At 43.2% G+C, this 25,647-nt stretch carries 20 protein-coding genes and 1 CRISPR repeat array; of the genes, 12 read left to right on the top strand and 8 right to left on the bottom strand.

From position 1 onward, the window contains the following. The first annotated feature begins 183 nt into the window (after positions 1-183). From Q8J82_RS03580 to Q8J82_RS03595, 4 genes are all read left to right on the top strand, one after another. Entirely contained in the window at positions 184-1,107 is a 924-nt protein-coding gene (locus Q8J82_RS03580) for a quinoprotein dehydrogenase-associated putative ABC transporter substrate-binding protein (protein WP_305327779.1), read from the top strand. A 338-nt stretch (positions 1,108-1,445) separates the two neighbouring features. Then, entirely contained in the window at positions 1,446-1,949 is a 504-nt protein-coding gene (locus Q8J82_RS03585; protein ID WP_304890213.1) for a cytochrome c, read from the top strand. A gap of 119 nt (positions 1,950-2,068) precedes the next feature. After that, a complete protein-coding gene (locus tag Q8J82_RS03590; protein WP_304890214.1) occupies positions 2,069-2,599 on the top strand; it encodes a c-type cytochrome in 531 nt (176 codons plus the stop codon). A gap of 92 nt (positions 2,600-2,691) precedes the next feature. Beyond that, positions 2,692-4,026 (top strand): NAD(P)/FAD-dependent oxidoreductase, encoded by a 1,335-nt coding sequence (locus Q8J82_RS03595; RefSeq protein ID WP_305327780.1) that lies wholly within the window; start codon positions 2,692-2,694, stop codon positions 4,024-4,026. Positions 4,027-4,072: 46 nt separating this feature from the next. On the opposite strand, the gene lplT is transcribed toward Q8J82_RS03595, so the two are convergent. The 6 genes from lplT to glp all read right to left on the bottom strand — a co-directional run bounded on the left by lplT (position 4,073) and on the right by glp (position 11,049). Then, the gene (gene lplT / locus Q8J82_RS03600; RefSeq protein ID WP_305327955.1) at positions 4,073-5,233 is read right to left on the bottom strand and encodes a lysophospholipid transporter LplT; all 1,161 of its coding nucleotides are present in this window, start codon (positions 5,231-5,233) and stop codon (positions 4,073-4,075) included. 92 nt (positions 5,234-5,325) lie between these two features. Then, a complete protein-coding gene (locus Q8J82_RS03605; RefSeq protein ID WP_304890217.1) occupies positions 5,326-6,723 on the bottom strand; it encodes a PhoH family protein in 1,398 nt (465 codons plus the stop codon). A 45-nt stretch (positions 6,724-6,768) separates the two neighbouring features. After that, positions 6,769-7,224: a peroxiredoxin gene (locus tag Q8J82_RS03610; RefSeq protein ID WP_305327956.1), complete on the bottom strand. Its 456-nt coding sequence runs from the start codon at positions 7,222-7,224 to the stop codon at positions 6,769-6,771. A 148-nt stretch (positions 7,225-7,372) separates the two neighbouring features. Continuing rightward, positions 7,373-8,836 (bottom strand): HAMP domain-containing sensor histidine kinase, encoded by a 1,464-nt coding sequence (locus tag Q8J82_RS03615; protein ID WP_304890219.1) that lies wholly within the window; start codon positions 8,834-8,836, stop codon positions 7,373-7,375. Between the two features lie 21 nt (positions 8,837-8,857). Then, the gene (locus Q8J82_RS03620) at positions 8,858-9,604 is read right to left on the bottom strand and encodes an energy transducer TonB (RefSeq protein ID WP_305252090.1); all 747 of its coding nucleotides are present in this window, start codon (positions 9,602-9,604) and stop codon (positions 8,858-8,860) included. A gap of 146 nt (positions 9,605-9,750) precedes the next feature. Continuing rightward, complete coding sequence (glp, locus tag Q8J82_RS03625) at positions 9,751-11,049, bottom strand: gephyrin-like molybdotransferase Glp (protein WP_304890222.1); 1,299 nt, start codon at positions 11,047-11,049, stop codon at positions 9,751-9,753. Between the two features lie 214 nt (positions 11,050-11,263). Between glp and cas9 the strand changes: the two genes are divergently transcribed. Genes cas9 through cas2 form a run of 3 tightly spaced genes read left to right on the top strand, consistent with a single transcriptional unit; the run spans position 11,264 to position 15,809 of the window. After that, entirely contained in the window at positions 11,264-14,563 is a 3,300-nt protein-coding gene (gene cas9, locus Q8J82_RS03630) for a type II CRISPR RNA-guided endonuclease Cas9 (protein WP_304908955.1), read from the top strand. A gap of 2 nt (positions 14,564-14,565) precedes the next feature. After that, on the top strand, positions 14,566-15,486 hold the full coding sequence (cas1, locus tag Q8J82_RS03635) for a type II CRISPR-associated endonuclease Cas1 (protein ID WP_304891173.1): 921 nt from the start codon (positions 14,566-14,568) through the stop codon (positions 15,484-15,486). After that, positions 15,477-15,809: a CRISPR-associated endonuclease Cas2 gene (gene cas2, locus Q8J82_RS03640; protein ID WP_304891174.1), complete on the top strand. Its 333-nt coding sequence runs from the start codon at positions 15,477-15,479 to the stop codon at positions 15,807-15,809. The genes cas1 and cas2 overlap by 10 nt, the downstream gene beginning before the upstream one ends. Before the next feature lie 39 nt (positions 15,810-15,848). Beyond that, a CRISPR array of direct repeats spans positions 15,849-17,666; the repeat unit is 36 nt; unit sequence ATTTTATCAGGCATTCCGATGGTGGGGTATCGGAAC. A 69-nt stretch (positions 17,667-17,735) separates the two neighbouring features. On the opposite strand, the gene mobA is transcribed toward cas2, so the two are convergent. Both mobA and moaA read right to left on the bottom strand, forming a co-directional pair. Next, positions 17,736-18,338, bottom strand: coding sequence for a molybdenum cofactor guanylyltransferase MobA (gene mobA / locus Q8J82_RS03645; RefSeq protein WP_305252089.1), 603 nt, complete (start codon positions 18,336-18,338; stop codon positions 17,736-17,738). Next, positions 18,338-19,363 carry a GTP 3',8-cyclase MoaA gene (gene moaA, locus Q8J82_RS03650; RefSeq protein ID WP_370653587.1) on the bottom strand — a complete coding sequence of 342 codons (1,026 nt, stop codon included), beginning with the start codon at positions 19,361-19,363 and terminating at the stop codon, positions 18,338-18,340. The genes mobA and moaA overlap by 1 nt, the downstream gene beginning before the upstream one ends. An 85-nt stretch (positions 19,364-19,448) precedes the next feature. Between moaA and Q8J82_RS03655 the strand changes: the two genes are divergently transcribed. The 5 genes from Q8J82_RS03655 to Q8J82_RS03675 all read left to right on the top strand — a co-directional run bounded on the left by Q8J82_RS03655 (position 19,449) and on the right by Q8J82_RS03675 (position 25,623). After that, the gene (locus tag Q8J82_RS03655) at positions 19,449-19,943 is read left to right on the top strand and encodes a formate dehydrogenase subunit gamma (RefSeq protein ID WP_304892180.1); all 495 of its coding nucleotides are present in this window, start codon (positions 19,449-19,451) and stop codon (positions 19,941-19,943) included. A gap of 2 nt (positions 19,944-19,945) precedes the next feature. Next, on the top strand, positions 19,946-21,514 hold the full coding sequence (locus tag Q8J82_RS03660) for an NADH-quinone oxidoreductase subunit NuoF (protein ID WP_305327781.1): 1,569 nt from the start codon (positions 19,946-19,948) through the stop codon (positions 21,512-21,514). Positions 21,515-21,546: 32 nt separating this feature from the next. Beyond that, positions 21,547-24,483: a formate dehydrogenase subunit alpha gene (gene fdhF / locus Q8J82_RS03665; protein ID WP_305327782.1), complete on the top strand. Its 2,937-nt coding sequence runs from the start codon at positions 21,547-21,549 to the stop codon at positions 24,481-24,483. Between the two features lie 22 nt (positions 24,484-24,505). Further along, entirely contained in the window at positions 24,506-25,345 is an 840-nt protein-coding gene (gene fdhD / locus Q8J82_RS03670; protein WP_305327783.1) for a formate dehydrogenase accessory sulfurtransferase FdhD, read from the top strand. A gap of 86 nt (positions 25,346-25,431) precedes the next feature. After that, positions 25,432-25,623, top strand: a complete 192-nt coding sequence (locus Q8J82_RS03675; RefSeq protein ID WP_370868612.1) for a formate dehydrogenase subunit delta — start codon at positions 25,432-25,434, stop codon at positions 25,621-25,623. The last annotated feature ends 24 nt before the right edge of the window (positions 25,624-25,647 follow it).

The raw sequence follows: 25,647 nt of genomic DNA on the forward strand, positions 1-25,647 counted from the left end.
ATTCTGTAGTAATTACGCTTACAAAAAAATCCTTACAAAGCATCAAATTGGTTACAATGTATAGTTGTTTTTATGTCGAGTTTTGGCATTTACAAATGAAGAGAACTTTTTAAATGGAAAAGCACTCCAAAGAGGGCAAGTGGCTTTTGATAAGCTACATATTTAACAACTAAGGAATAAGAAATGTTAAAACATGTTAAGAAACAGATAGCATTGATTGCGCTGCTGGCAGTGTCAGCTAATATCAGCCAAGCGGCAGAGCCTGACATTCCATCACTTAACGCTGATGAAGGCCGCATGGGTGAAGTTAGACGTGTTGTGGATGAATCAGAGTTTAAAGTGTGTGCAGACCCGGATAACATGCCTTTTTCTAACTCGAAGCAAGAGGGGTTTGAAGATAAAATTGCTGAAGTATTAGCAAAGGATTTAGGTAGGAAATTAAGCTATACCTATGCCTATAATCGCCAGGGATTTTTAAGAAATACATTAAATGCTATGCGTTGTGATGTGGTGATGAGTACTACTGCAGACAATGATGCAATGAGAACAACTAAGCCATATTATCGTTCTGGGCATGTGTTTGTGTGGCGTAAAGACAGTAATTTCAACATTACTGATTGGAGTTCGCCTGATTTACGCAAAGGTTTTATTGGCGTAGTTGACCATAGCCCTGCAACTATACCGATGGATGCTAATAATTTAATCGGTAACGCACGGCCATATCGTATTCAACGTGACTTAAATTTACCACCTAGCTTTATGATTGATGACTTGGCAAAAGGTGACATTGATATCGCTATTTCTTGGGGTCCAATCGGCGGATACTTTGCAAAGCAATCGAAAGTGCCAATGGTGGTCGCACTAATCCCGGAATATGAAACTAACAACGCTAAAGGTAAGGAATTTTGGAATATTTCTGTTGGCGTCCGTAAAAAGGACAAGGAACGTATGGCCATGATTCAGGGCGCATTAGATAGAAACCAGGATAAAATTATTAAAATACTAGATGATTATGGTATTCCACACGTTGCAGTAGTTGAAGGTGATAGCTTGGCTAAATCCTACCAAAAATATGGGGCAAGTAATAAAACTCAAGAGGCAAAATAATTTAACCATAATTCAAAATAGCCGTAGTTTTACGGCTATTAATTAGATTGCATTTAAGTAATCATAATATTGAATTTAACTTAAGCAGACTACGTCAAAAAAGCACAATGGCACTTTAATAAGTGGAATGGGTATTGTATAATTAAAAGCTGTGTTTATATTGGTATGTCCATGTTTCTGGATTTGATGCGCTGATGTATAGCTGTAGATTAGCAGCGTGTTATTTAGGTGGCGCGTCAACCGATTAAATAATAAGTGCGTTGTGTAGTTACACGGTCAGTAATGCGTTAGCATAAAAGATACGTAGCTTATTTTTGTGATAAAGATTAGGAGAAAGCATGTTAGGCAATAAAACATTAAAGTCAGCATTGTTTGTTAGTTTGTTCGCGTTGACGGGCTTGGTTTCTGTAAATGCAATAGCAGCTGATATTGCACTTGTTTCAACGCAAGATGGGTCACCTCTGAACATTAAGCCGGAAGCATTTGATACGCCTGTAGCTAAAGAATTTTTAGCAACAGGAAAGAATAAATATGTAGGTAATGAGGAGGCTATTAAAGCTGGTAAAAAGAAATATAACTTATATTCCTGTAATGCCTGCCACGGTGGTCATGGTGAGGGAGCAATTGCCCCAGGTTTAACGGGTGCTACGATGAAATATGCCAAAAATCTAACAAACAAAGGGATGTTTGAAACGATTTGGCACGGGACTAACGGCGGTATGGGTGCAAAAGGTTTAGGTTTAATGGTACCAGATGATCCAACTGAAGGTTTGAAAGTGGATGATTTGTTAAAAGTAGTTGCCTTTATTCGTAGTCACTCTACTATTACAGGGAATGAGTAATTAGGTAAGCTAAATTAAAGTAGCATGAAAAACGGTCATTTGTATGGCCGTTTTTTTATTGTTTTATTGTAAAATGACATACAGTTACATTTTTATGACAATGAATGGAAATAATTGATATGAATAAATATTTACTTTTAACAGTGCTTTTAGCCACGTTAGGCGCATGTGATAAATCTGGCTCTGATGCTTCATCTGGTGGATCAGCCCCCGAGGCTGCGGCAGTTAAAGCGATAGAATTTGTTGCAACGCAAGACGGTGCGCCAATAAAAATAGATGCTGCTTTATTTGATACTCCTGCAGCTAAAGATTTTTTAGCAACTGGTAAAAACCCTTATATTGGTAACGATGAAGCAATTGTAAAAGGTAAAAAAGTATTTCAAATGTATTCTTGCGTTGCATGTCATGGTGGCCATGCTGAAGGTGCGGTAGCAACTGGCTTGATTGGACCTAACTTTAAGTACGCTAAAAATGCAACCAACAAAGGTATGTTTGAAACGATTTGGCACGGTACCAATGGCGGTATGGGGGCTAAAGGTATTGGCTTGATGGATCCAACAGACCCTAAAAATGGCGTTACTGTTGACGAGACGCTAAAGGTGATTGCATGGATTCGCAGTGTAAGTACAGGGATTACAGGTAACGAGTAATTATTTGTTTTGTATAAGAAACGCGCTTACTGCAGAACAGTAAGCGCGTTTTTGCTTTATGATGGTCATTTAAATAGTGGGCGGGGGATTTCGTGAGTATCAATAAACAGCAACATTTGCATCATATTATTATCGTGGGCGGTGGTGCTGGCGGGCTTGAGTTGGCAACCCGGCTTGGTGATTCCCTTGGGCGTAAAGGTAAGGCGATTATTACCTTGATTGATAAATCTAAAACGCATGTGTGGAAACCGCTATTGCATGAGATTGCCGCTGGCAGTATGGATCCCGACAAACATGAGTTAAATTATCTTGCACAAGCCCACTGGCATCACTTTAAGTTTCGCCTAGGAAGCATGGATAATCTTGATAGGGCTAAACGCGAAATAACCGTTTCTCCATACTATGATGAAGATGGTATTGAGGTAATTCCGCGCCGGACATTGCAATATGACACATTGATTATTGCTGTAGGCAGTACAACCAATGATTTTGGTGTTAAAGGTGCTGGTGAGCATTCAATTGCTTTAGATACGCAAGATCAAGCAGAGAGGTTTCATAGACGTTTACACAATGCGCTGTTACGTGCGCAAACTCAAGTAGCACCGGTTCAAGCAGGTCAATTAGAGGTGGTGATTGTTGGGGCAGGGGCGACAGGCGTAGAGTTATCCGCAGAGTTGCATAATACAACTAGGGAGCTTGCGGCTTATGGGCTGGATAAGATTGATCCGGACCGCGATATACAAATATCATTAATAGAAGCGAGTAGTCGCGTACTTCCCGCACTTCCTCCAAAGCTTTCTAACTCAGTGGAACTGGAGCTTAGGAAACTGCGGGTACATCTCTATACAGGGGAGCGTGTTACCGAGGTGACAGATAAAGGTGTACATACGCACAGTGGTCGCTTTATTCCATCTGTATTGGTGGTATGGGCTGCGGGAATTAAAGCGCCAGATTTTTTGCATGAAATTGATGGTTTAGAGACAAACCGCATCAATCAGCTTGTGGTGAATCGGACATTACAGACGACCTTAGATGAAAATATATTTGCCTTTGGCGATTGTGCAGCTTGCCCGTGGGTTGGTCATACGGATGAAACTGTACCACCCCGGGCCCAAGCGGCGCATCAGCAGGCTTCTATGCTGATTAAAACAATCAAATGCCGTGTAACCGGTAAAAAAGAGTTGCCGCAGTTTACCTATAGAGATTACGGCTCTTTAGTAAATTTAGGTAGATATACAACCGTTGGTAATTTAATGGGGGCACTTTCTGGAGGCAGTTTATTTATTGAAGGCATGTTTGCAAGGCTTATGTATCAATCCTTGTATAAAATGCATCTGATGGCGTTACACGGTTTTTGGAGTATGGCATTGCAAACGCTGGCGCGTACCATTACAAGGCGCACAGAGTCACAAGTGAAGCTTCATTAACTTATATGTGATGTGGATTTCTGTAGCCTTAAATGAATATTAAAGCTTAATTTAAGTGACGGTAACGACGATGAATAATTGTCATGCATAAACTCACAAAAAGTCCAAATGCAACAACAATCAGATTGATGGAGATTTCAGCTTTGACCATCAGTAGGTAAGCTCCGAGCATTACCAATATCCCAATATGCTCGTTGAAGTTTTGTACGGCAATTGAGTGCCCTGCACCTATTAACTCATGCCCACGGTGTTGTAATAATGCGTTGAGTGGCACTACAAAGAAACCAGCAAGCGCGCCAATTATAAATAGCAGTAAGGCTGCCATTTGCCAATGCTGAACAAACGCCATGATGATGACAAGTACCCCCATAATGATGCCAGCGGGTAGTACTTTAGTCGAATGTTCTAATGTTATATAGCGCGCCGCAATTACAGAGCCAACTGCAATACCCACCGCAAGGAGCGCCATGAGTTGCGTAGCTTGCTCTAAGCCAAAACTCAGTGAGCTGGCTGCCCACGCAATTACCACCAGCCGTAATGTAGCACCAGCACCCCAAAATAGCGTAGTAACGGCCAGCGAAACCTGTCCATGTGTATCTTTCCACAGTGCTTTGAATGAATACCAGAAATCAATTAGCATAAATACAGGATTTTTCTTGGGGAGTTTGTGATCAATGGGTAATTTTGGTATATAGGTATTAAATATGGCGGCAAGCATGTAGAGTAAAGTGATGATAATCATGGCGAAATAAGGGTCATCACTTGCCATGATGCCGCCAATAATTGCCCCTAAAATAATTGCCATGACTGTTGAGCCTTCCATCCAGCCGTTAGCACTCACGAGTTTCTCAGGTGGTAAAAGTTCAGTCAAAATACCGTATTTTGCAGGTGAGTATGCTGCCGCACCTATGCCCACAATGCCATAGGCATATAAAGGAGGCATGCCAAACACCATAGAGAGGCTGCCAATAAATTTGATGGCATTGGCTATAAACATCACACGCCCTTTAGGTAGAGCATCAGCAAATGAGCCAACAAAAGGTGCGAGTACTATGTAAGAAATAACAAAGAACTGTTGCAGTAATGGTGTGTGCCAGTCTGGCGCACTCATTTGTGCCAGTAATGCAATGGCAGCAAACAACAATGCGTTATCAGCCAAGGCAGATAAAAATTGCGCCATGAGTAATGTGTAAAAACCTTTACACATTTTCATTAAACTTCACCTTTAATGTAGCAGTAATCGTGCTTATGATTGGTTTTTAAATGACACATTGCGATAGATAACCTGGCGATTGACACCTATAGAATTTCTGCTGCGAAGTCTGCCAAGCGTGAGCGTTCACCACGCAGTAAAGTAATGTGACCATTGTGGCCCCAGCCTTTGAACCTATCAACAACATAGGTAAGGCCTGAGCTGCCTTCAGTGAGATAGGGCGTGTCAATTTGTGCGATATTGCCTAAACAAACTACTTTGGTGCCTGGGCCTGCGCGCGTGATGAGTGTTTTCATTTGTTTAGGGGTTAAATTTTGTGCTTCATCAATAATTAAAAACTTATTTAAAAATGTACGTCCACGCATAAAGTTGAGTGATTTAATTTTAATGCGGCTACGAATCAAATCTTGTGTGGCGGCACGCCCCCATTCGCCAGAATCTTCATCACTTTTATTCAGGACATCTAAATTATCGTCAAGTGCCCCCATCCATGGGCCCATTTTTTCTTCTTCGGTACCTGGTAAAAAGCCAATATCTTCACCGACTGACACTGTGACACGCGTCATAATGATTTCAGAATAGATTTTTTTATCGAGTACTTGCGTAAGTGCAGAGGCTAACGTCAGTAATGTTTTTCCTGTTCCGGCCTGACCTAACAAGCTTACAAAATCTATTTCAGGATCCATTAATAAATTGAGTGCGAAATTTTGCTCGCGATTACGTGCATTGATGCCCCAAATGTTGTGTTTAGGATTGAGATGGTCTTTAACCACCTCTAGAACTGCGCTGTTACCATCCACACTTCGCACCATGGCGTGAAAAGGTTTTTCAAACTCATAATAAACAAATTCATTCACTAAAAATGATTTGCAAAGCGGCCCGTTAATGCGGTAAAACATACGACCAGCTTCCTGCCATGACTCCATGGCTTTGCTGTGTTTTTCCCAAAAGTCGGCAGGCAGTTCTTTCATGCCGCTATATAAAAGATCGGTGTCTTCTAATACTTTATCGTTAAAGTAGTCCTCAGCAGACATGCCCATGGCACGCGCTTTAATGCGGATATTAATGTCCTTGCTAACTAAAATAACATGGCGGCTTGGGTTGGTTTTTTGTAAATCCAGCACAACGGCTAAAATTTGGTTGTCTGCTTTCAGGCCTGCAAGCCCTGGTAACTCGGCAGTAACTTGCATTGTCTGTAAAAACAGCCTGCCAGTTAAATGTCGATTGCCATTGACGTTTAGCGGGCAGCCAAGCTCGAGGTTAGTTAAGTCTGTACCGACAATCTCCTCAAGATTACGGCTGGCTTGGCGTGCGTTGCGTGCAACTTCAGTTAAACCTTTCTTATTGTTATCCAGCTCTTCTAGTGTCACCATCGGCAGAAATATGTCATGTTCTTCAAAGCGAAATAAGCTAGAAGGGTCATGTATTAGCACATTCGTATCAAGTACAAAAAGTTTAGTGGCAATTAACTGTTTTTTAGCCATGAAATTCTTTCAGTTGAAGTGGTTAAGTGAGTTTTGTGATTTACTTTAAAGTGTTTGTATGAAATTAAGCACTTCTGCAGCGTGCCCATCTACCTTAACACCGCGCCATTCTTTTACCAATACTCCATTTTTATCTATTATAAATGTGCTGCGCTCTATGCCACGCACCTGTTTACCATACATGTTTTTCATTTTCATCACGCCAAATAATGTGCAGGCTAGTTCTTCAGTGTCTGACAGTAATTCAAACGGAAAGGAAAATTTAGCTTTAAAGTTTTCGTGAGATTTTAAGCTATCGCGTGATATACCAAAAATCTCGGTATTATGTTTTTGAAAGTCTGCATAAGCATCTCTAAATTGGATGCCTTGCGTGGTACATCCTGGCGTTGAATCTTTTGGGTAAAAATAGAGGATTAAATTCTTACCAAGGTGGTTTGCTAACTGAAAAGACTTACCGCTGGTTGCGGGTAACTGAAAATCGGGTACTGCGTGATTGAGCATTGATGTTTCCATAGTAAGTGAGAGCCTCCCTCCATTGTTGATAAAAAGCCAGCTTAAGGCAATAGCATATGCCATGAAAATTACATTATTTAGTTGTTAATAATTTTCTTACCAATAGGACATTCAATATGTTTTTTAATTTCCACTTTTAATTAACTGATAAGTTTAAAGTTTTAGGTAATAAGATTGTAATGATCGTGCCGCCTCCAGGTCGGGCAACAAACTTTAGCTCACCGCCTAAGACATCACATACCTTAAATGCAAAAGGAATGCCTAAACCAGTCCCAAATCTTTTGGTGGTTGGCGCGCTCATCGCGCTTGGGTCTGGTGTAAACGGCATGCCACAACCGCGATCTAGCAGTTGGAGTGTAAATGTTGTAGGCTTAACTTTAAGCATGATTTCTATACCACTACCTTTTGTTGAAGCATCAACTGCATTCAAGACTAAGTTGTAGATTACCTGCTCTAATAAATGCTGGTCTGTAAAAACAGTAATATTTTCAGGCCACTTCGGAAGTGTGAGTGGTATTGATTTCTCTTTAATTTTTTGCTGAAGCGGCGCCAACGCCCCTTCAATAATATCTTTGATGCTGGTATAGCTAGGCTGAGGTTTAAGCGGCAGTAAATAAGCTAGCAACGCACCAGTCCAGCGTTCCAGCCTGTCAACAGTATCAATGATGCCGCGTATTGATTCTCTCGCATCCAGGTCTAGTCCAGGATCGTCCATCACCTGAGCGGTTGCACGGATACTCGCCAATGGATTGCGAATGTTATGTGCCAGCATGGGAACCAGTAGACCTTGTGCCGCCTGTTTTTCTGTTCGTACTAAAGATTCCTGACTAATTATTAATCTATCTGCCATGTTATTAATAGCGTTTGAAACGGCAGCAAGCTCTGCAACACCTTCATCTGGTGCTCTAAAAGTAAGGTTGCCAGCACTGATCTCAGACGTTGCTTTTAATACGTCATTCAGCGGTTTTACAATGGCGCGTTTTAGAAACACTCTTGAAAATATGAGTAATAACACAGCAAGAGCCAGTGGAATAATAAGTAATATAGTTGAGGTTTGTTTGGTCTTTATAAGCTGGCTATCAAGCTCAATTTGCTTTTGATGAAGTAGTTCCTCAGTGCGCGCAAGAATTTCTTCATAACGCTTAAAAAGGCCTGTTTCTATGTCTGTATTTAAGGCGCGCTTCAGTACATCGCTATTAGTACTTTGATATTGGTTAAATAGTGCAGGTGTTTCAATGACAAATTTTTTGTAATTTTCATGAAGGTCGTTAATGGCTGCTTTTTCAGCCTCGCCAACAGTAATTTTTTTTAATTCAACAAAGTGCGCTTCTACTGTAATTGTAAAGTTATCATATTCAGCTTGCGCGCCTTCGTCATCTAAAAAATAGGCATCAAATAACTCTTTCATTTGTCGGTACAAGTCGCCGCGAGTTTGTTGAACTTCTGTGACTAACGAGCTAATTCGACTCGCTTCTTGGCTGGATTTTTCCCACAAATGGATGCCGATTGCACCCGCTGCGGCAGCTAGTATGATAAGTAAAATGAAAGCCAGCTCGTGAATGAGCAGTAAGTCTTTTAGAGATCTGTTTTTTTTAATCACAGTTGTCTGGGAAATATTTGATTACTGTTCTTCAAGCTTGAATGGGATGGGCACTTTGATACTAAAATTATTGCCGCGCAAAGATTCTGGCGGGGCAGGAAAAGGCGATGCTTTTTCAACCATTTCCAATGCCTGTTTGTCTAGACTTTCATATCCGCTAGACTGAATAATTTTTTTTGATTTAAGCTTGCCATTACCATCAAGTTGCAACTCGACAACAGCTTCACCTTGCCAGCCACGCATCTGTGCGATTCTCGGGTATTGTTTGTGTTTACCAATGGCCCCCCATAAAGTGTTGCCATATCTACCGCGCGCATCATCAATGTCTTCTTGGCTTGGGCCTACAGGTTTTGGTGGTTCAGGTATGGCCACAGGTGCAGGTGGCACAGGTGATGGCGTAGCATCGGTTTTAGGGGAAACTGCAATCACCTCAGTTTGAGGCGTTACTGTGGCAGGTGGTGGCTGGTAAGGCGTAGGCTCATCTTTCACCACAGTAGGTGTTGGTAAGGGTTTGACGATGGGTTTTAGTTCAGGTTTAACTTTGGGTTTAATTGGCTCAGGTTGCGGCTGAACAGGCTCTGGTATTGCAACTGGCGGCGGCTCAGGTTTCTTTGCCAACTGCACAACTATTAAATCAGGTTGCTTAACTTCATCAGATTTTAGATTAGGAATTACATAAGCCAGCAAGCCGTGCAATAGCATTGAGCTGATAATGGCCCAGATAAGAGTATTTTCATTAATAGTGGAATGTTTAACTGCGAGATTCAAAACAAAAAAATACCTAACAAATTTGAAGAGTTTGATTGAAAAAATTAAACCAATTGAAAATTATACAACAAGCCTGCTCAGTCACTGATACCGTATTGTAATTGAGCTAAATAGAAAAAATTTAGCTAAGTACAAAAGTATCACGACTAAACAATACCATCCAGCACTTGCACTTGTACAATAGTGCCAGCCTCTAAATTGCCTATAGACTCATTTAGGACAATAAAACAGTTGGCCAGTGACATGGAACTTAAAATGGCCGAGCCTTGTGCTCCCGTTGGTTTTACCTTCCATACACCATCAGTATCAGTAAATAATATGCCACGCTGATACTCAGTGCGGCCAGTTTGTTTTTTAATATTTTCAGTGCACACTACATTGAATATTGGTAAAGGTGCAGGGCTGGCTTGCCCCATTAACATGAGCATCGCTTCACGCACAAATTGATAAAACGTTACCATCACCGCAACAGGGTTACCGGGCAGGCCGAAATAGTGCGCGGCTTTTATTTTGCTTCCTTGAACTTTACCATAAGCAAGAGGCCGCCCTGGTTTCATGGCGATTTTCCAAAATACTACTTGGCCATGTTTAGCTAAAAGTAACTTCATGTAATCTGCCTCACCTACTGAAACGCCGCCGCTGGTAATGACAACATCGGCTTGTTCTGCGGCTTTAAGCAGTGTACTTTCAAGTAATTCAGCATCATCAGCAATCGCGCCCAAGTCGATAATTTCAACACCTAAGCGACTTAACATGCCATAAAGCGTGTAGCGGTTGCTATCGTATACCTGGCCTGTATTTAAAGGTTCACCTACGCTTGCTAATTCATCGCCGGTAGAAAAAAAAGCAACTTTTAACTTACGATAAACGCTCACTTTGCCAATACCCAGTGAAGCAATTAGCCCTAAATCCGCCGCGCGTATCATGTGGCCTGTACCCAATACCATTTGGCCCTGCTGTAAATCTTCGCCAGCATAACGTACGTTCATTTTGCGTTTTGGCGCTTCGGAGAAATTGATTTGATCACCAGTCAGTGTCACTCTTTCTTGCACAATGACGGTATCAGTTCCCCTAGGCATCATGCCGCCAGTCATAATCCGCACGCACTCGTCGGGCTTAACTTCACCGTCAAAAGCTTTTCCGGCAAATGCAGTGCCTATTACTTTAAGCGCTGTAGATTTTTCAAGGTTGATATCATCTGCATTAAACGCATAACCATCCATTGCTGAGTTATCGTAATTTGGCACATTAGATGGTGATAATATATCAGCAGCTAATACACGCCCTAAACTCTCACGTATCGATAAATGCTCAGTTTCCATCACAGGGCTTAAAAACTGTTTGATAAATTGCCGTGCTTTAGCTACAGGCATGGAGTTTGGGTCGTAGTCATCCATACAGCTGGGGTTGGTAATTAACTGTGAAATGGTGGTTGGCTGAGTCATTTTAGTGTGTTTATTTAAAAATCTAGATAACAAAATTAAGTGATGATACTTAAATTTCAGTCTATGGGTAACAATATAAAGAAAAGGGCAAACCTAAGTTTGCCCCTTATATCGGTGGGTCGCTTTTACACGAACCCTTGTTGCCGATAGTCCCCACCATCGGAATACCTGATATATTGGCATTGTTACATCAATAACAATAAAGGGCAATAGCATGCGTTATCGTGTTGGTTTGGATGTGGGGACGGCTTCATTAGGCGTAGCGGCATTTTCACTTGATGAAAGTAATAATCCGTTAGATTTGGTTTGGAAGCACGTGCGAATTTTTGATGAGCCGTTAGAAAAAAGCCAAGCAGGGCTGAAGTCTAAAAAAGCGGGTCGTCGAGCCGCGCGTATGCAACGACGTCAAATTGATAGACGTTTAGGTAGAACCAAAGCGATTGCTACTTTATCGTCTTTGTTAGGTATTCAAATTGAGCCATCTATTGATAGTGGGCGCACTCTTTTAGAAATTCGTGCGCAAGCCGCACGTAAACAAATTGAATTATCCGATTTAATCCGTGTGTTTATTCGCTTGGGTAAGCGGCGAGGATATGGCGGTGAATTTCGTCCTAAGAAAGAAGGCGCAAAACTCGGAGAAGTGGAAGGTGGCAACCATGACCTCAAAACTGAGATGCAGGCATTGGCGCAAAGTAAAGGGCTTGATGCTGTAACTCTGGGCGAATTTTTATATCAGCGATGGTTAAACGGCAAGCCAACCAAGTTAAAAATTAAAGAACCTGAAGATAAAACCACTGAGGGCAAAAACCTTTACGCACTGCGTAGTCAGCTAGTTGTGGAATTTGAGCAAATCTGGCAAACGCAATCTGCCTTTTATCCAATCTTAAATTCACAACACGAAGGCAAACCTCTTAAAGAAGCTTTTCATCGTGCAATTTTCTATCAACGCCCATTAAAAGCCGTAGGTGGCATGGTGGGGCAATGTGGATTAGAGCCTACATTAGCTCGCGCACCACGTGCGCAGTTGGCTTTTCAGCATTTTAGAATTGAAAAAACACTGGCTGATTTACGTTGGGGTGCGGGTAAACGGGCAGAGAAATTATCAGCAGCGCAAAAACAAGTAATCCGCCAATTGTGTGATGAAAAAGACGTAGTGAAATTTGAAGCGATTTACAAAGCACTAGAAACCGCAGATAGCCCCAAACCTGAAACCAAAGGCTTAAATTTAGATAGATTAAGCCGTGATGAAATACCAGGTAACAAAACCAACCAAGTATTTCGTAAGTTAGATTTGGGTGATGCGTGGCAGGCGTTAGACGAGCGCACACAAATTCAAGTGATTAACTTTTTGGCTGATTTAGGCTCGCCTGAGCAGTTAGATGACCCACTGTGGCATACACGTTTTGCTAAAGCAGACGGCACCATGCGTCAATTGCCAGAGGCTTTTGTGGCGTTTATCAACTTGTTAAAAAGCCATGAGAAATTTGACCGACTAAGCAAAATGGGCTTTGAGGGTGGGCGCGCCTCTTACTCAATTAAAGCACTCAAAAAGCTGATTGATTGGCTAGATACGCCGTGGTGGCTCGATGGCTGGCAAGGTGAAATGCGACCTGATGAAGATGCTGCGGTTCGCGTATGTTACCCAGAAAGTTTTAATAAGCCTGTTGCGTTGAAAGATAAGCTGGATTTTGCGCTAAGCACTGGCAACGCCGTGGTGGATGGCTCGCTACGCCAAATGCGCTATGTGTTAAACCGCATGATGGCGGATTTAGGCGCACAGCCAGAGCAAATTGTGGTGGAAATGGCTCGTGAGATGAGCGTGGGCGTGAGTAAGCGTAATGAACGTGAAAGTGAAAATAACAAAAATCGCACTGCACGCATTAAGGCAGAAGATGAAATATGCAATCACGGTGTAACCGTTACGCCATCACGTGTGCGCCGTTACTTGCTTTGGGTAGAGCAAGGCAAAGGGCATTGCCCGTATTGTACCAAGCCTATCACTTTGGGTGATGCGCTCAATGGCGCAGAAACTGAATACGAGCATATTCTGCCAAAATCGCTCACGCAAGTGGGTTTAAAGCGTAGCGAGATTGTCTTAGCGCATCGCAATTGCAATCAAGAAAAAGGCAATCGCACACCTTATCAAGCATGGGGGCATGATGATAATCGCTGGCAAATCATACAAGTGCGGGCTAAATACTTTGTTGATAACAGGCAATTTCGTAAAGCCAAGTTATTATTGCTAGCAGACTTTGAAGCAGAAGTGCTGACAGATGAATCTATTGACGGCTTTGCTGATAGACAATTTCACCAAACCTCATGGATAGCCAAAGAAGCCGCGCAATGGTTGCAAGGTGTTTGCAAAACGCCCGTTTCAGTTTCGCGCGGCGAACTCACTGCCATGTTGCGCCGTAAATGGAAGCTGGAAACGGTGATTCCGCAAGCGCGAGCGGAAGAAAGATTGCCGATTTTAGATGAAGAAATGCAAGTCATCAGCGTGGAAGATTTTGAAAAATATCGTGACGTGTGGGAAGGTCACAGGGTGCTAGATAGTCATGGGCATTTAGATAAATCGCGCCATACCGACCGAAAACTCAATAAACGTATAGACCACAGACATCATTTGATTGATGCGATAACCATTGGACTGACTTCGCGTAGCTTGTTTCAAAAAATGGCAAGCCAATACAAAATAGATAGCGAGCGCGAGGCGAGAGGGCAGAAGCCTAGGTTAGAAGTTGGTGAGCCGCCGATTAAAAATGTGCGTGAAGTAGCTTTAGCGGCCATTAGAGAATGCCCACTTTCAATTAAGCCTGACCGTTATCCTGATGGGGCGATATTTCAAGAAACGGCCTATGGGATAGCGGTTAAAGAGGGCGAAGATAAAGCACGATTAGCTTTGCGCGTTAAAGTGGCAGATTTAATTGACCGCAAAAAAGGCACGGTAGAGCAAGCGCATAAAGCCATTCAAAGTATTGTGAGCGTAACGATTAGAGAAATTATTTTTAAAGAATTTGAAAGTAGAATTGCTTCGGGTAAATCTGCCCCTGAAGCCTTGGCTATGCCTATTTACCAAACAATGTACGGTCAGCGCGTAGAGATTAAAAAGGTGAAATGTTTTACAGGTAATTATGCGGATGATGTGGCGATTATTAGCCATACTAGCAAAGATGGGCGTGAGCATTTGAAGCGGTTACCTAATGCTGGTTATGCTTATCTTGAAACGGAAATGTTTGATGGCCGTATAGGCAAACAAGAGCTTGTTAATACGCACCAAGCCATGAAGCGCAAACGTAAACCATTATCTGAAAATATGGTGCGTTTACATAAAGGTGATACGGTTTTAGATAGTAAAGACGGTAAAAAGTACCGAATAGGGTATTTCGCTGCTGTTGGCAGTGTGTTCTTAATTCCTATTGTTGACCCACGTGCATTTGATGCAATTAAAGAGGCTGAATCAGGTAAGAAGAAAGTCTCTTTTAGTCAAGTAATACGATTAAAACGACTTGATTAGCTATGTCAGAACACCGTATTCTGCTCATTGAAAATCCTGCTTCGCTTTCAGTCGATTTAGGCAGGTTACGCATTAGGCGGGACGGCTTCGACGATCACTTCGTATTGCCCAAAGACATTGCCGTGTTGTGTTTGCATCATCATACAATCCAAGTATCAGTGCAGGCGTTGCGAGGCTTGGCAGAAGCGGGTGCGAGTGTATTGGTGACCGATGAAATCCACCACCCCTGCGCATGGTTTTTGCCGCATGCGGGCAATGGCGATTTAGTGCGACGGCTACGTCAGCAAATGGTGTTCGATAGTAGTGAAACCAAAGGCAAGCTGTGGCAAGCCCTTGTGCAGGCAAGGCTTAATACGCAAGCCACAAACTTACGCACCTTAAACCGCAAAGGCGCATTACGGTTAGAGCGTTTAGCGCAAGAAGTGCAACCCGCTGACAAAACTAAATGCGAGGGGCAGGGTGCAAAACATTATTGGGCGTATTTGTTTGAGGCTGAATTTAGTCGTGAAAAGCAAGGTGCGGAAGACGCGATTAACGCACGGCTTAATTTTGGCTACGCGGTGTTGCGTTCAATGATTGCAAGGTCTTTAGTGATGGCAGGTTTAAACCCTGCGTTAGGTTTAGGGCATTGCAGTATGGAAAATCCTTTCAATTTGGCGGATGACTTTATTGAGCCGTATCGCTTTGTGGTGGAGCGGCATGTTGCAAGCAACCATGCGGGCGAATTTAACAGCCAAGTGCGAAAAGAAATGCTAAATTTTGTGACCCAAGAAATTAAACTTAACGGTGCTGGCTACCGCCTACCCGCAGCCATCAATGAAAGTGTGGCGAGCTTTGTACGCATATTAGATGGCAGAGCCAAGCAATTAAGCCTGCCAGAAGATATGCTTACGCAAGCAGATGATGAAGAATCATGGGCGTAAATGGGTGGCGCGTAATGTGGGTGATATGTGTATATGATTGCCCGATGATAGACTCTGATGCGCGGCACGATTACACTATTTTTCGCAAAAGTTTGTTGCAAGAAAATTTTGTGCAACTGCAAAATTCGCTTTATGTACACCATTTTCCAACCCTTGCGGTGGGTGAGGCGACGATTATTAGGCTGCGTCCGCTCATTCCAAAAGACGCACAAGTGGCTTTTTTTATCGTTACAGACAAACAATACGGCATGACCAAAGAATTTTTTGGTACACGCCCCACAAGGAAAAAGCCCAACATGCCAGAGCAAGTTGAGCTTTTTTAACTACAATTACCATTTAAAACAATAGATTGTGAATAATCTATTTTATCAGGCATTCCGATGGTGGGGTATCGGAACCTTGAAATAAACACCCTGTGCGCGCGCATGATTTTATCAGGCATTCCGATGGTGGGGTATCGGAACCATGCGGGCTAGAGCCAAAACCAAAACAGAATTTTATCAGGCATTCCGATGGTGGGGTATCGGAACGTACTAATGACAATAACAATGATGGTGATGATTTTATCAGGCATTCCGATGGTGGGGTATCGGAACTTTAGGCTTGCAAGCTATTTTTTTGGGGTTATTTTATCAGGCATTCCGATGGTGGGGTATCGGAACGCCAAACGCGTAGGCATTTCATCGGTCTGTATTTTATCAGGCATTCCGATGGTGGGGTATCGGAACATGTGAACACGCGGAAGCATACGCGCAATAATTTTATCAGGCATTCCGATGGTGGGGTATCGGAACGTGTTATATCTAATATCGCAGGGCTCAATGATTTTATCAGGCATTCCGATGGTGGGGTATCGGAACCAAAGAGATAAACAAGCCCCCAGAATTTGAATTTTATCAGGCATTCCGATGGTGGGGTATCGGAACTCATAAATAACAACACTTGCAACTTCATAAATTTTATCAGGCATTCCGATGGTGGGGTATCGGAACCGTAAGAGCGGTTTAAATTTATCTTCGAAAATTTTATCAGGCATTCCGATGGTGGGGTATCGGAACTCACCTGAGCAGCTGAAACCGCTAGGAACAATTTTATCAGGCATTCCGATGGTGGGGTATCGGAACTCGGTTTTAAATGTTTGGCTTTTGATTGTGATTTTATCAGGCATTCCGATGGTGGGGTATCGGAACATATTTTCAGCACTCGTTCTGCCGCCTGTAATTTTATCAGGCATTCCGATGGTGGGGTATCGGAACCCCATGTTTGGACTGGTCAAAGAGTTAAAAATTTTATCAGGCATTCCGATGGTGGGGTATCGGAACTTATTGAATTGCTGATAAGCAAATAAACAAATTTTATCAGGCATTCCGATGGTGGGGTATCGGAACTGTAGACCAGCCTTCGTTAATGCCCCAAAAATTTTATCAGGCATTCCGATGGTGGGGTATCGGAACCCTGTTTTAGTCAACAAGCCACTAAGATGTATTTTATCAGGCATTCCGATGGTGGGGTATCGGAACTTAATCTGCCCAGTTAAAGGATCGATAAAAATTTTATCAGGCATTCCGATGGTGGGGTATCGGAACTATTATTATGGCATTCCAGAGCTTAAATTGATTTTATCAGGCATTCCGATGGTGGGGTATCGGAACTCTGTCAAAGCAGTTAAAACAACAGGCGCAATTTTATCAGGCATTCCGATGGTGGGGTATCGGAACATAGGCAATCGTACAAATGAATCACTTACTATTTTATCAGGCATTCCGATGGTGGGGTATCGGAACCAGTTTTCGTCACGTCAGAGGGCGAGGTTTATTTTATCAGGCATTCCGATGGTGGGGTATCGGAACAGGTAACAGACATGCACACGCTATTAAAAAATTTTATCAGGCATTCCGATGGTGGGGTATCGGAACATTAAACCTCCAGTTTTGCGTTATTACACAATTTTATCAGGCATTCCGATGGTGGGGTATCGGAACTACCTGCCTGTAGTGCCTTACGGTTAAGTTATTTTATCAGGCATTCCGATGGTGGGGTATCGGAACGTGTTTGGAATTCTCGGCATTTCACACAGAATTTTATCAGGCATTCCGATGGTGGGGTATCGGAACTTAAAGGTTGGTGTGTCATCCCAATGCTTCATTTTATCAGGCATTCCGATGGTGGGGTATTTTAGAAAACGGTCGCGTTTAGCTGATACAAGCGCCCATTATTTTTCGAGATAAATCTCGAAAAATAATGGGCGCTCATTTTTGGTTTTGGGTGTTATTTAGTTTTAATTCTAAAGCAGCTAAGTCTTCAAACGTATTTAGATTAACAAATGCATCACTGCAGTCACTAAAATCTACCTCAATATAATTTAAGCTTTTTTGCCAAGCGCTAACGCGGCGCTCTCCTTGCTGTAAATATGCTGTAAGTGAGGGCAGCACATTTTTTTTGCATAAACAAAATACAGGGTGCGTATTGTCATCACTGCTTGCTACGGCAATTTCTGCTTTGTGTTCAAGCAAAGCTAACATTAAGCGATGTGCTAAATCCAGTGGTAACAAAGGCGAGTCGCAAGGCACGGTGAGAAGGTAATCATGCTCGGCATGTTGCAAGCCTAAACTAAAGCCTGCTAGTGGCCCTAAAAAGTCTTCAACTTCATCTTTTAGCACTGTGTAGCCGAAGGTTTGATAGTGGGTAATTTTGCGATTGGCGTTAATGAGGATTTCATCGACCTGAGGCGCCAAACGTTCAATCACATGTTGAATTAACGGCTTTTGTTTCAGTAAGACCAAGCCTTTATCTACGCCGTTCATGCGGGTGGCGCGGCCGCCTGAAAGAATGATGGCTGAAATGGACGCCATTACCCGCCAGTGTGCGACATGAATCGAATCACTGCGGGTGCCGCACGTCGTAAATCAAAATCATGCCCTTTGGGTTTAATTGCCATGCTCGCTAAAACTGCATCAATTATCGGTTGATCGTCTTCTGGGTACCTTCGTAAAAGAGGCATTAAATCGATTTTATCTTCTTGGCCTAAGCACAAATACAATTCACCTTTGCAGGTGATGCGTACGCGGTTACAGCTTTCGCAGAAATTATGTGAGTGTGGTGATATAAAGCCTATTTTTGTATCTGTATTTGCCACGCGCCAATATCGTGCCGGACCGCCTGTAGTCTCTGTGCTGGCTATGAGTGGGTATTCACTTTTAAGTATTTTAAGTGTATCTTCATTGCTGCAGAATGTTGATTCTCTGATGTGGTTGACATCGCCTAAAGGCATCTCTTCAATGAATGAAATATCAATGGATTGTGCAATAGCAAAGTTGACTAGCGAAAGTGCTTCGTCATCATTCATACCGCGCATTAACACTGTATTCAATTTAATGTTTTCAAAGCCTACTAATTTGGCGGCCTGTATGCCACGCAACACTTTATCAAGCTCACCTGTACGGGTAATTTTTTTGAAACGTGCCGCATCTAAGCTGTCTACGCTGATGTTGATGCGTTTAACGCCAGCATTTTTTAAATCCTGCGCTTGTTTTTCTAATTGACTTCCGTTGGTAGTAAGCACTAACTCATTTAAGTTTTTTAGCTTGCCAATCTCTTCAAATAGCCATAATGCATTTTTACGTACTAGGGGCTCGCCACCAGTAATACGTACTTTATTTACACCTAAACCGACAAAAATTTTAACTAGGCGCGCACACTCTTCTAGGCTAAGCACTTCGTCACGTGGTAAAAAGGTCATTTCTTCTGCCATGCAATATACGCAACGAAAATCGCAGCGGTCAGTAATAGATAGACGAATGTAATCAATCGCGCGGCCAAATTGGTCTGTTAACTTAGGTTGCAGATTTTGAGCGGAATTAGGCACTTTTTTTATCACTGATTGTCGAATTGGATAGCTTGTTACAAGTGTATTATACTAATATGTATGCAAATATAATGTTAGTTGTTTTGGAGAGAATAAGTTGCAAGAGATAGAATCAAAACAAGAATTACACACTAAGGTTGATGCCTTAATCAAAGAGCTTCAAAGCATGCCTGGCGCATTGATGCCGTTGTTACATGCTATTCAGGATAATGTTGGTTATGTGCCAGAGTCTTCTTATGCACAAATAGCTAAGGCTTTAAGTTTATCTGTGGCTGAGGTGCATGGCGTGGTAACTTTTTACCACCATTTTCGTACGCACAGGCCAGGCCGCCATGTGATGCAGATCTGCCGTGCTGAATCTTGTCAGTCTATGGGCTCGGAAGCGTTAGAAGCGCATGCTAAAACTTGCTTAAATATTGATTATCACCAAACTACAAATGATGAAGCAATTACTTTAGAGCCAGTATACTGTTTAGGTAATTGTGCGCTGTCACCTGCTGTGATGATGGATGACGAAGTGTATGGCCGTGTATCTGCCGCTGATTTAGATGCGTTGATTTTAGAAGCACGGTCTGTGGAGGCAAAGGCTTAAATATGAAAACTAGAGTTTATGTTCCCCGAGATTCAAGCGCGCTTTCAATGGGTGCAGAAAAAGTAGCGGTTGCAATTGCGCAAGAAGCAAAACAACGTGGTTTAGATGTTGAGATTATCCGGAATGGTTCTCGGGGCCTATATTGGCTAGAGGCTATGGTAGAAGTGGCGACCAATCAAGGCCGCGTTGCTTATGGCCCTGTAAAAGTGAAAGATGTAGCCTCTCTTTTTGAAGCTGATTTTCTTAACGGCAAGTCTCATGCTTTAAGTTTGGGATTGACAGAAGAAATTGACTGGCTGAAAAAACAGCAACGCTTAACATTTGCGCGCGTCGGTGTTACTGACCCAGTTTCTCTAGATGAATATATTGCATACGACGGTTATAAAGGCCTTAAAAATGCGCTTGCCTTATCTGGCGCAGATATTGTAAAAACCGTGACAGATTCTGGTTTGCGCGGACGTGGCGGTGCAGCATTCCCTACTGGTATTAAGTGGAAGACGGTACTTGGTTGTGAATCTGACCAAAAATACATCGTGTGTAATGCAGATGAAGGTGATTCCGGTACTTTTTCGGACCGCATGATTATGGAGAATGACCCATTTGTGCTGATAGAGGGCATGACAATTGCTGGTATCGCAGTGGGTGCAACCAAAGGTTATATCTATTTGCGAAGTGAATACCCACATGCGCTTAAAACATTGAATGAAGCGATTGCTAAAGCTGAAAATGCTAGTTATTTAGGTGAAAAAATATGCGGCACAGTTCACAAGTTTAACCTAGAAGTTCGCCGTGCGGCTGGTGCCTATGTGTGCGGTGAGGAAACTTCATTACTAGAAAGCTTGGAAGGTAAGCGAGGGATGGTGCGCTTTAAGCCACCATTACCAGCAATCGAGGGTTTGTTTGGCAAGCCAACAGTAGTGAACAACGTTATTTCATTAGCTACAGTGCCCATCATTTTAGATAAAGGGGCGCAATATTATGCCGACTATGGTATGGGCCGCTCACGCGGTACCTTGCCTATTCAGTTGGCGGGTAATCTTAAGCATGGCGGTTTGGTTGAACTTGCATTTGGTATTACTTTACGTGAGTTACTTTATGAGTATGGCGGCGGTTCAGCGACTGGAAGGCCGATTCGTGCAGTGCAGGTAGGTGGGCCGCTAGGGTCTTTTCTACCCGAAAGCCAATTTGATACACCTTTAGATTACGAAGCCTTTACTAATATTTGGGCGGTACTAGGTCATGGCGGCATTGTGGCGTTTGACGATACCGTCGATATGGCGAAAATGGCACGGTATGCTTTTGAATTTTGTGCCATTGAGTCATGTGGGAAATGTACGCCCTGTCGTATTGGTTCAACGCGTGGGGCAGAAGTGATTGATAAAATTATCGCGGGTACAGATACTGCTAAAAATATTAAGTTGGTGCGTGATTTAAGCGACACCATGTTGAATGGTTCATTATGCGCATTGGGCGGCATGACGCCATACCCTGTGCTGAGTGCGATGAACCATTTCCCTGAAGATTTTAATTCTAGAGATTCTGAAGATAAGAAAACCAAAGCCACAGCGTAAGTTTTACTTAAACTGTGTGTAGGAGAGTAACCATGGACGACATTAAATATAGTAATACTCATCATCAGCATGAGCATAGCCGTACAAATTATGATGATCAATTGGATTATGGTACGCCTGCAAGTCAATCAGACGTGCAAGTCACGCTGATGATTGACGATAGAGAAATTACCGTGCCGGAAGGCACGTCTATCATGCGTGCATCTATCATGGCTGGTATTAATGTGCCTAAGTTATGCGCTACCGATAGTTTGGAAGCGTTTGGTTCATGCCGCCTATGTGTGGTGGAAATTGAAGGTCGTCGAGGTTATCCTGCTTCATGCACTACACCTGTGGCTGAAGGCTTAAAGGTACATACGCAAACACCAAAACTTGCAGATATTCGTCGCGGTACCATGGAACTGTACATTTCAGACCACCCATTAGATTGCCTGACCTGTGCTACTAATGGCGATTGCGAGTTGCAAGATATGGCGGGCGCTGTAGGCTTACGTGAGGTGCGTTATGGCTATGAAGGTGAGAATCACCTTAAGGCTGAAAAAGACGAGTCAAACCCGTATTTCACTTTTGACCCAAGTAAATGCATTGTCTGTTCACGTTGTGTGCGGGCTTGTGAAGAAACGCAAGGTACGTATGCACTCACTATCTCTGGGCGTGGCTTTGAATCAAAAGTTGCATCTGGCATTAACAACTTTTTAGATTCTGAATGTGTGTCTTGTGGTGCCTGTGTACAAGCTTGCCCAACCGCAACCCTAATAGAAAAGACCGTGATTGAACACGGTGTACCAGAGCATAGTGTGACTACGACTTGTGCCTATTGTGGCGTTGGCTGCTCGTTTGATGCTGAAATGAAGGGTGAGGAAGTGGTTCGCATGGTGCCAAATAAGAATGGCGGCGCCAACCATGGGCACTCTTGTGTTAAAGGAAGATTTGCATGGGGTTACGCCACCCATAAAGACCGCATTACCACGCCCATGATACGCAAAAGTATCACAGACCCGTGGCAAGTAGTGGGCTGGGATGAGGCCGTTAATTACGCCGCGAGCGAAATTAAACGTATTGAGGCTAAATATGGCAAACATGCGATGGGCGGCATTACCTCAAGCCGCTGCACCAATGAAGAGGTGTATGTGACACAAAAATTAGTGCGCGCAGTGTTTGGCACGAATAATGTGGATACTTGCGCGCGCGTTTGCCATTCGCCTACTGGCTACGGTTTAAAACAAACGCTGGGCGAATCTGCAGGTACGCAAACGTTTGATTCTGTGATGAAGTCTGATGTGATTCTGATTATCGGCGCGAACCCGACTGACGGTCATCCTGTGTTTGCTTCACAAATGAAGCGCCGTTTGCGCGAAGGCGCAAAGCTGATTATAGCTGATCCGCGCGAAATTGATTTGGTGAAAAATTCTCCTCACGTCCATGCCGATTATCACTTGAATCTACGCCCAGGTACGAATGTGGCCTTAATTTCAGCTTTGGCGCATGTGGTGGTGACCGAAGGTTTGGTGAAGGAAGATTTCGTTAAAGCACGTTGCGAGTGGGATTCATTTGTCGCATGGCGTGATTTTGTCGCGAAACCAGAAAACTCACCTGAAGCTTTGGCTGACGAATTGGGTGTAGATCCTGCAATTGTGCGCGCTTCAGCGAGAATGTTTGCTACAGGCGGTAATGGTGCAATTTACTACGGCTTAGGTGTAACAGAGCATTCTCAGGGCTCAACCATGGTCATGGGCATTGCCAATCTCGCCATGGCAACGGGTAATGTGGGTCGCGAAGGCGTGGGCGTGAACCCACTACGCGGTCAAAATAACGTGCAAGGCTCATGTGACATGGGTTCTATGCCGCATGAATATCCTGGCTACCGCCACGTTTCAGATGAAGCCACCCGCGCATTATTTGAATCCGCTTGGGGTCGGCCGCTAAGCAACGAGCCAGGCTTACGCATTCCCAATATGCTAGACCAAGCCAGCGAGGGCAGCTTTAAAGCCTTGTACTGTGTGGGTGAAGACATTGCGCAATCTGACCCTAACACAAAACACGTGACCCACGCGCTCGAGCAAATGGAATGCGTGATTGTGCAGGACTTGTTTTTGAATGAAACCGCCATGTACGCGCATGTGTTTTTTCCAGGCGCTTCTTTCTTAGAAAAGAGCGGCACTTTTACCAACGCGGAACGCCGCATTTCACCCGTACGCCGCGTGATGAACCCGAAAAATGGTGCCTTAGTCAATGGCAAACAAGAAGCTGGTTATGAAGATTGGGAAATTACCGCCAAACTTTCAAAAGCGCTTGGCTATGAAATGAATTACCACCATGCCAGCGAAATCATGGATGAAATTGCCGCACTCACGCCCACCTTTAAAGGTGTGAGCTTTAAAAAATTAGACGAGTTGGGCAGCATACAGTGGCCATGTAACGATGAAGCGCCTTTAGGCACGCCCACCATGCACATAGACGAATTTGTGCGTGGCAAAGGCAAGTTCTTTATCACGCAATACGTGCCAACCACGGAAAAAGTTAACGCTAAATTCCCATTGATTCTGACGACGGGCCGTATTCTTTCGCAATACAATGTAGGTGCACAAACGCGTCGCACCAAAAACGTAGCTTGGCATAGTGAGGATATTGTAGAGATTCATCCACATGATGCAGAAGAGCGCGGTATTAAAGAGGGTGATTGGGTGGGCATTACTAGCCGTGCAGGTGAAACGGTATTGCGCGTAAAAATCACAGAGCGTGTGCAGCCGGGGGTTATTTACACAACATTTCACCATCCAGAATCTGGCGCAAATGTGATTACCACTGAAAATTCAGACTGGGCGACTAACTGCCCGGAATTTAAGGTGACTGCAGTGCAGGTGACTCGTGTAAATCAACTTTCTGATTGGCAGCAACATTATAAAACCTTTAGCGAGGCGCAATTAGCTTTTGCAGGTAGAGACCAAGAAGCAGCAAAGATTGAGTGATAGGTAAATAACGTGGCTAGAAATGGAAAAGTTGCTGAGTAAAGTGCCATTCTTAGGAATGTTGGTTTCAAATGCTGCGCTCAGTACTTTTGACGTTATTAAACGGCGAAATGGTGAGCAGCATAGCGTAATAGATCAACTTGCAGAGGAAGTGCCAGTTGCGTTAATTTACAATGGTATTTCGCATGCGGTAATGCTGACCACTCCGCAAGACTTAGAAGACTTTGCTTTAGGCTTTTCACTATCAGAAGGCATTGTGAAAGATAAAAGTGAGTTGTACGGCATTGAGATTCGCCCGCAAGCAAATGGTATAGAGCTGCATTGCGACATTGCCAGTGAATGTTTTGCGCAGCTAAAAGATCGGCGTCGTACACTTGCGGGTAGAACTGGGTGTGGATTATGTGGTTCGGAAAGCTTGGAACAAGCTATACGCTATCCGAAGGAGTTGAAGGATAAGATTGTCTTTCAGAGAGATGCTATTCAGCGTGCTTTACATGATATGCCGTTGCTGCAAAACCTGCAGCAACAAACAGGGGCAACACATGCAAGTGCATGGGTCTTAGCCGATGGCACAGTAAGCTTGTTGCGAGAAGACGTTGGTCGGCACAATGCACTTGATAAGCTGATTGGGGCAATTGCAAAAAGTAATAACAATAATAACGGGTTTATTATCACAAGTAGCCGGGCAAGTTATGAAATGGTGCAAAAAACAGCTAGTGCAGGTGTCAACATGTTGGTAGCTATTTCGGCGCCAACTGGTTTAGCAGTAAGGGTCGCTGACCAGTGTGGTTTAACATTGGTTGGGTTCGCGCGTGAAGATAATTATGTGGTCTATTCTCACCCAGAAAACCTAGTAACTTAATACAAACACTTTAAAGCACAATAAATATTCAAATTAATCTAAATTAAACGAGCAAACCTCATATGCAAATGGATAATCTCATCACTATGGCTAATCAAATTGGTGATTTTTTTAAATCTTTTCCTGATAAAGAGCAGGCAAAAAAAGATATTGCTGAGCATTTAAAGCGCTTTTGGGCCAAAAGTATGCGACAACAAATTTTAACGCACGTGAATGAAAAAAATGGTGCAGGGTTAGAAGATATAGTGCGTGATGCTATTAAAGAGCATATTGACTGAGGTTAACAGTTAATTTTCGTAACT

This window comes from Methylotenera sp. (assembly GCF_030684185.1).
Taxonomy (GTDB): domain Bacteria; phylum Pseudomonadota; class Gammaproteobacteria; order Burkholderiales; family Methylophilaceae; genus Methylotenera.

What these genes read in the sequence shown, in the direction of transcription:
- lplT (WP_305327955.1), bottom strand. Translation starts at nt 5,233, where the DNA reads ATGTGTAAAGGTTTTTACACATTACTCATGGCGCAATTTTTATCTGCC.
- glp (WP_304890222.1), bottom strand. Translation starts at nt 11,049, where the DNA reads ATGACTCAGCCAACCACCATTTCACAGTTAATTACCAACCCCAGCTGT.
- Q8J82_RS03585 (WP_304890213.1), top strand. Translation starts at nt 1,446, where the DNA reads ATGTTAGGCAATAAAACATTAAAGTCAGCATTGTTTGTTAGTTTGTTC.
- Q8J82_RS03590 (WP_304890214.1), top strand. Translation starts at nt 2,069, where the DNA reads ATGAATAAATATTTACTTTTAACAGTGCTTTTAGCCACGTTAGGCGCA.
- mobA (WP_305252089.1), bottom strand. Translation starts at nt 18,338, where the DNA reads ATGGCGTCCATTTCAGCCATCATTCTTTCAGGCGGCCGCGCCACCCGC.
- Q8J82_RS03580 (WP_305327779.1), top strand. Translation starts at nt 184, where the DNA reads ATGTTAAAACATGTTAAGAAACAGATAGCATTGATTGCGCTGCTGGCA.
- Q8J82_RS03610 (WP_305327956.1), bottom strand. Translation starts at nt 7,224, where the DNA reads ATGCTCAATCACGCAGTACCCGATTTTCAGTTACCCGCAACCAGCGGT.
- Q8J82_RS03605 (WP_304890217.1), bottom strand. Translation starts at nt 6,723, where the DNA reads ATGGCTAAAAAACAGTTAATTGCCACTAAACTTTTTGTACTTGATACG.
- fdhF (WP_305327782.1), top strand. Translation starts at nt 21,547, where the DNA reads ATGGACGACATTAAATATAGTAATACTCATCATCAGCATGAGCATAGC.
- cas1 (WP_304891173.1), top strand. Translation starts at nt 14,566, where the DNA reads ATGTCAGAACACCGTATTCTGCTCATTGAAAATCCTGCTTCGCTTTCA.
- cas2 (WP_304891174.1), top strand. Translation starts at nt 15,477, where the DNA reads ATGGGCGTAAATGGGTGGCGCGTAATGTGGGTGATATGTGTATATGAT.
- Q8J82_RS03660 (WP_305327781.1), top strand. Translation starts at nt 19,946, where the DNA reads ATGAAAACTAGAGTTTATGTTCCCCGAGATTCAAGCGCGCTTTCAATG.
- fdhD (WP_305327783.1), top strand. Translation starts at nt 24,506, where the DNA reads ATGGAAAAGTTGCTGAGTAAAGTGCCATTCTTAGGAATGTTGGTTTCA.
- Q8J82_RS03675 (WP_370868612.1), top strand. Translation starts at nt 25,432, where the DNA reads ATGGCTAATCAAATTGGTGATTTTTTTAAATCTTTTCCTGATAAAGAG.
- cas9 (WP_304908955.1), top strand. Translation starts at nt 11,264, where the DNA reads ATGCGTTATCGTGTTGGTTTGGATGTGGGGACGGCTTCATTAGGCGTA.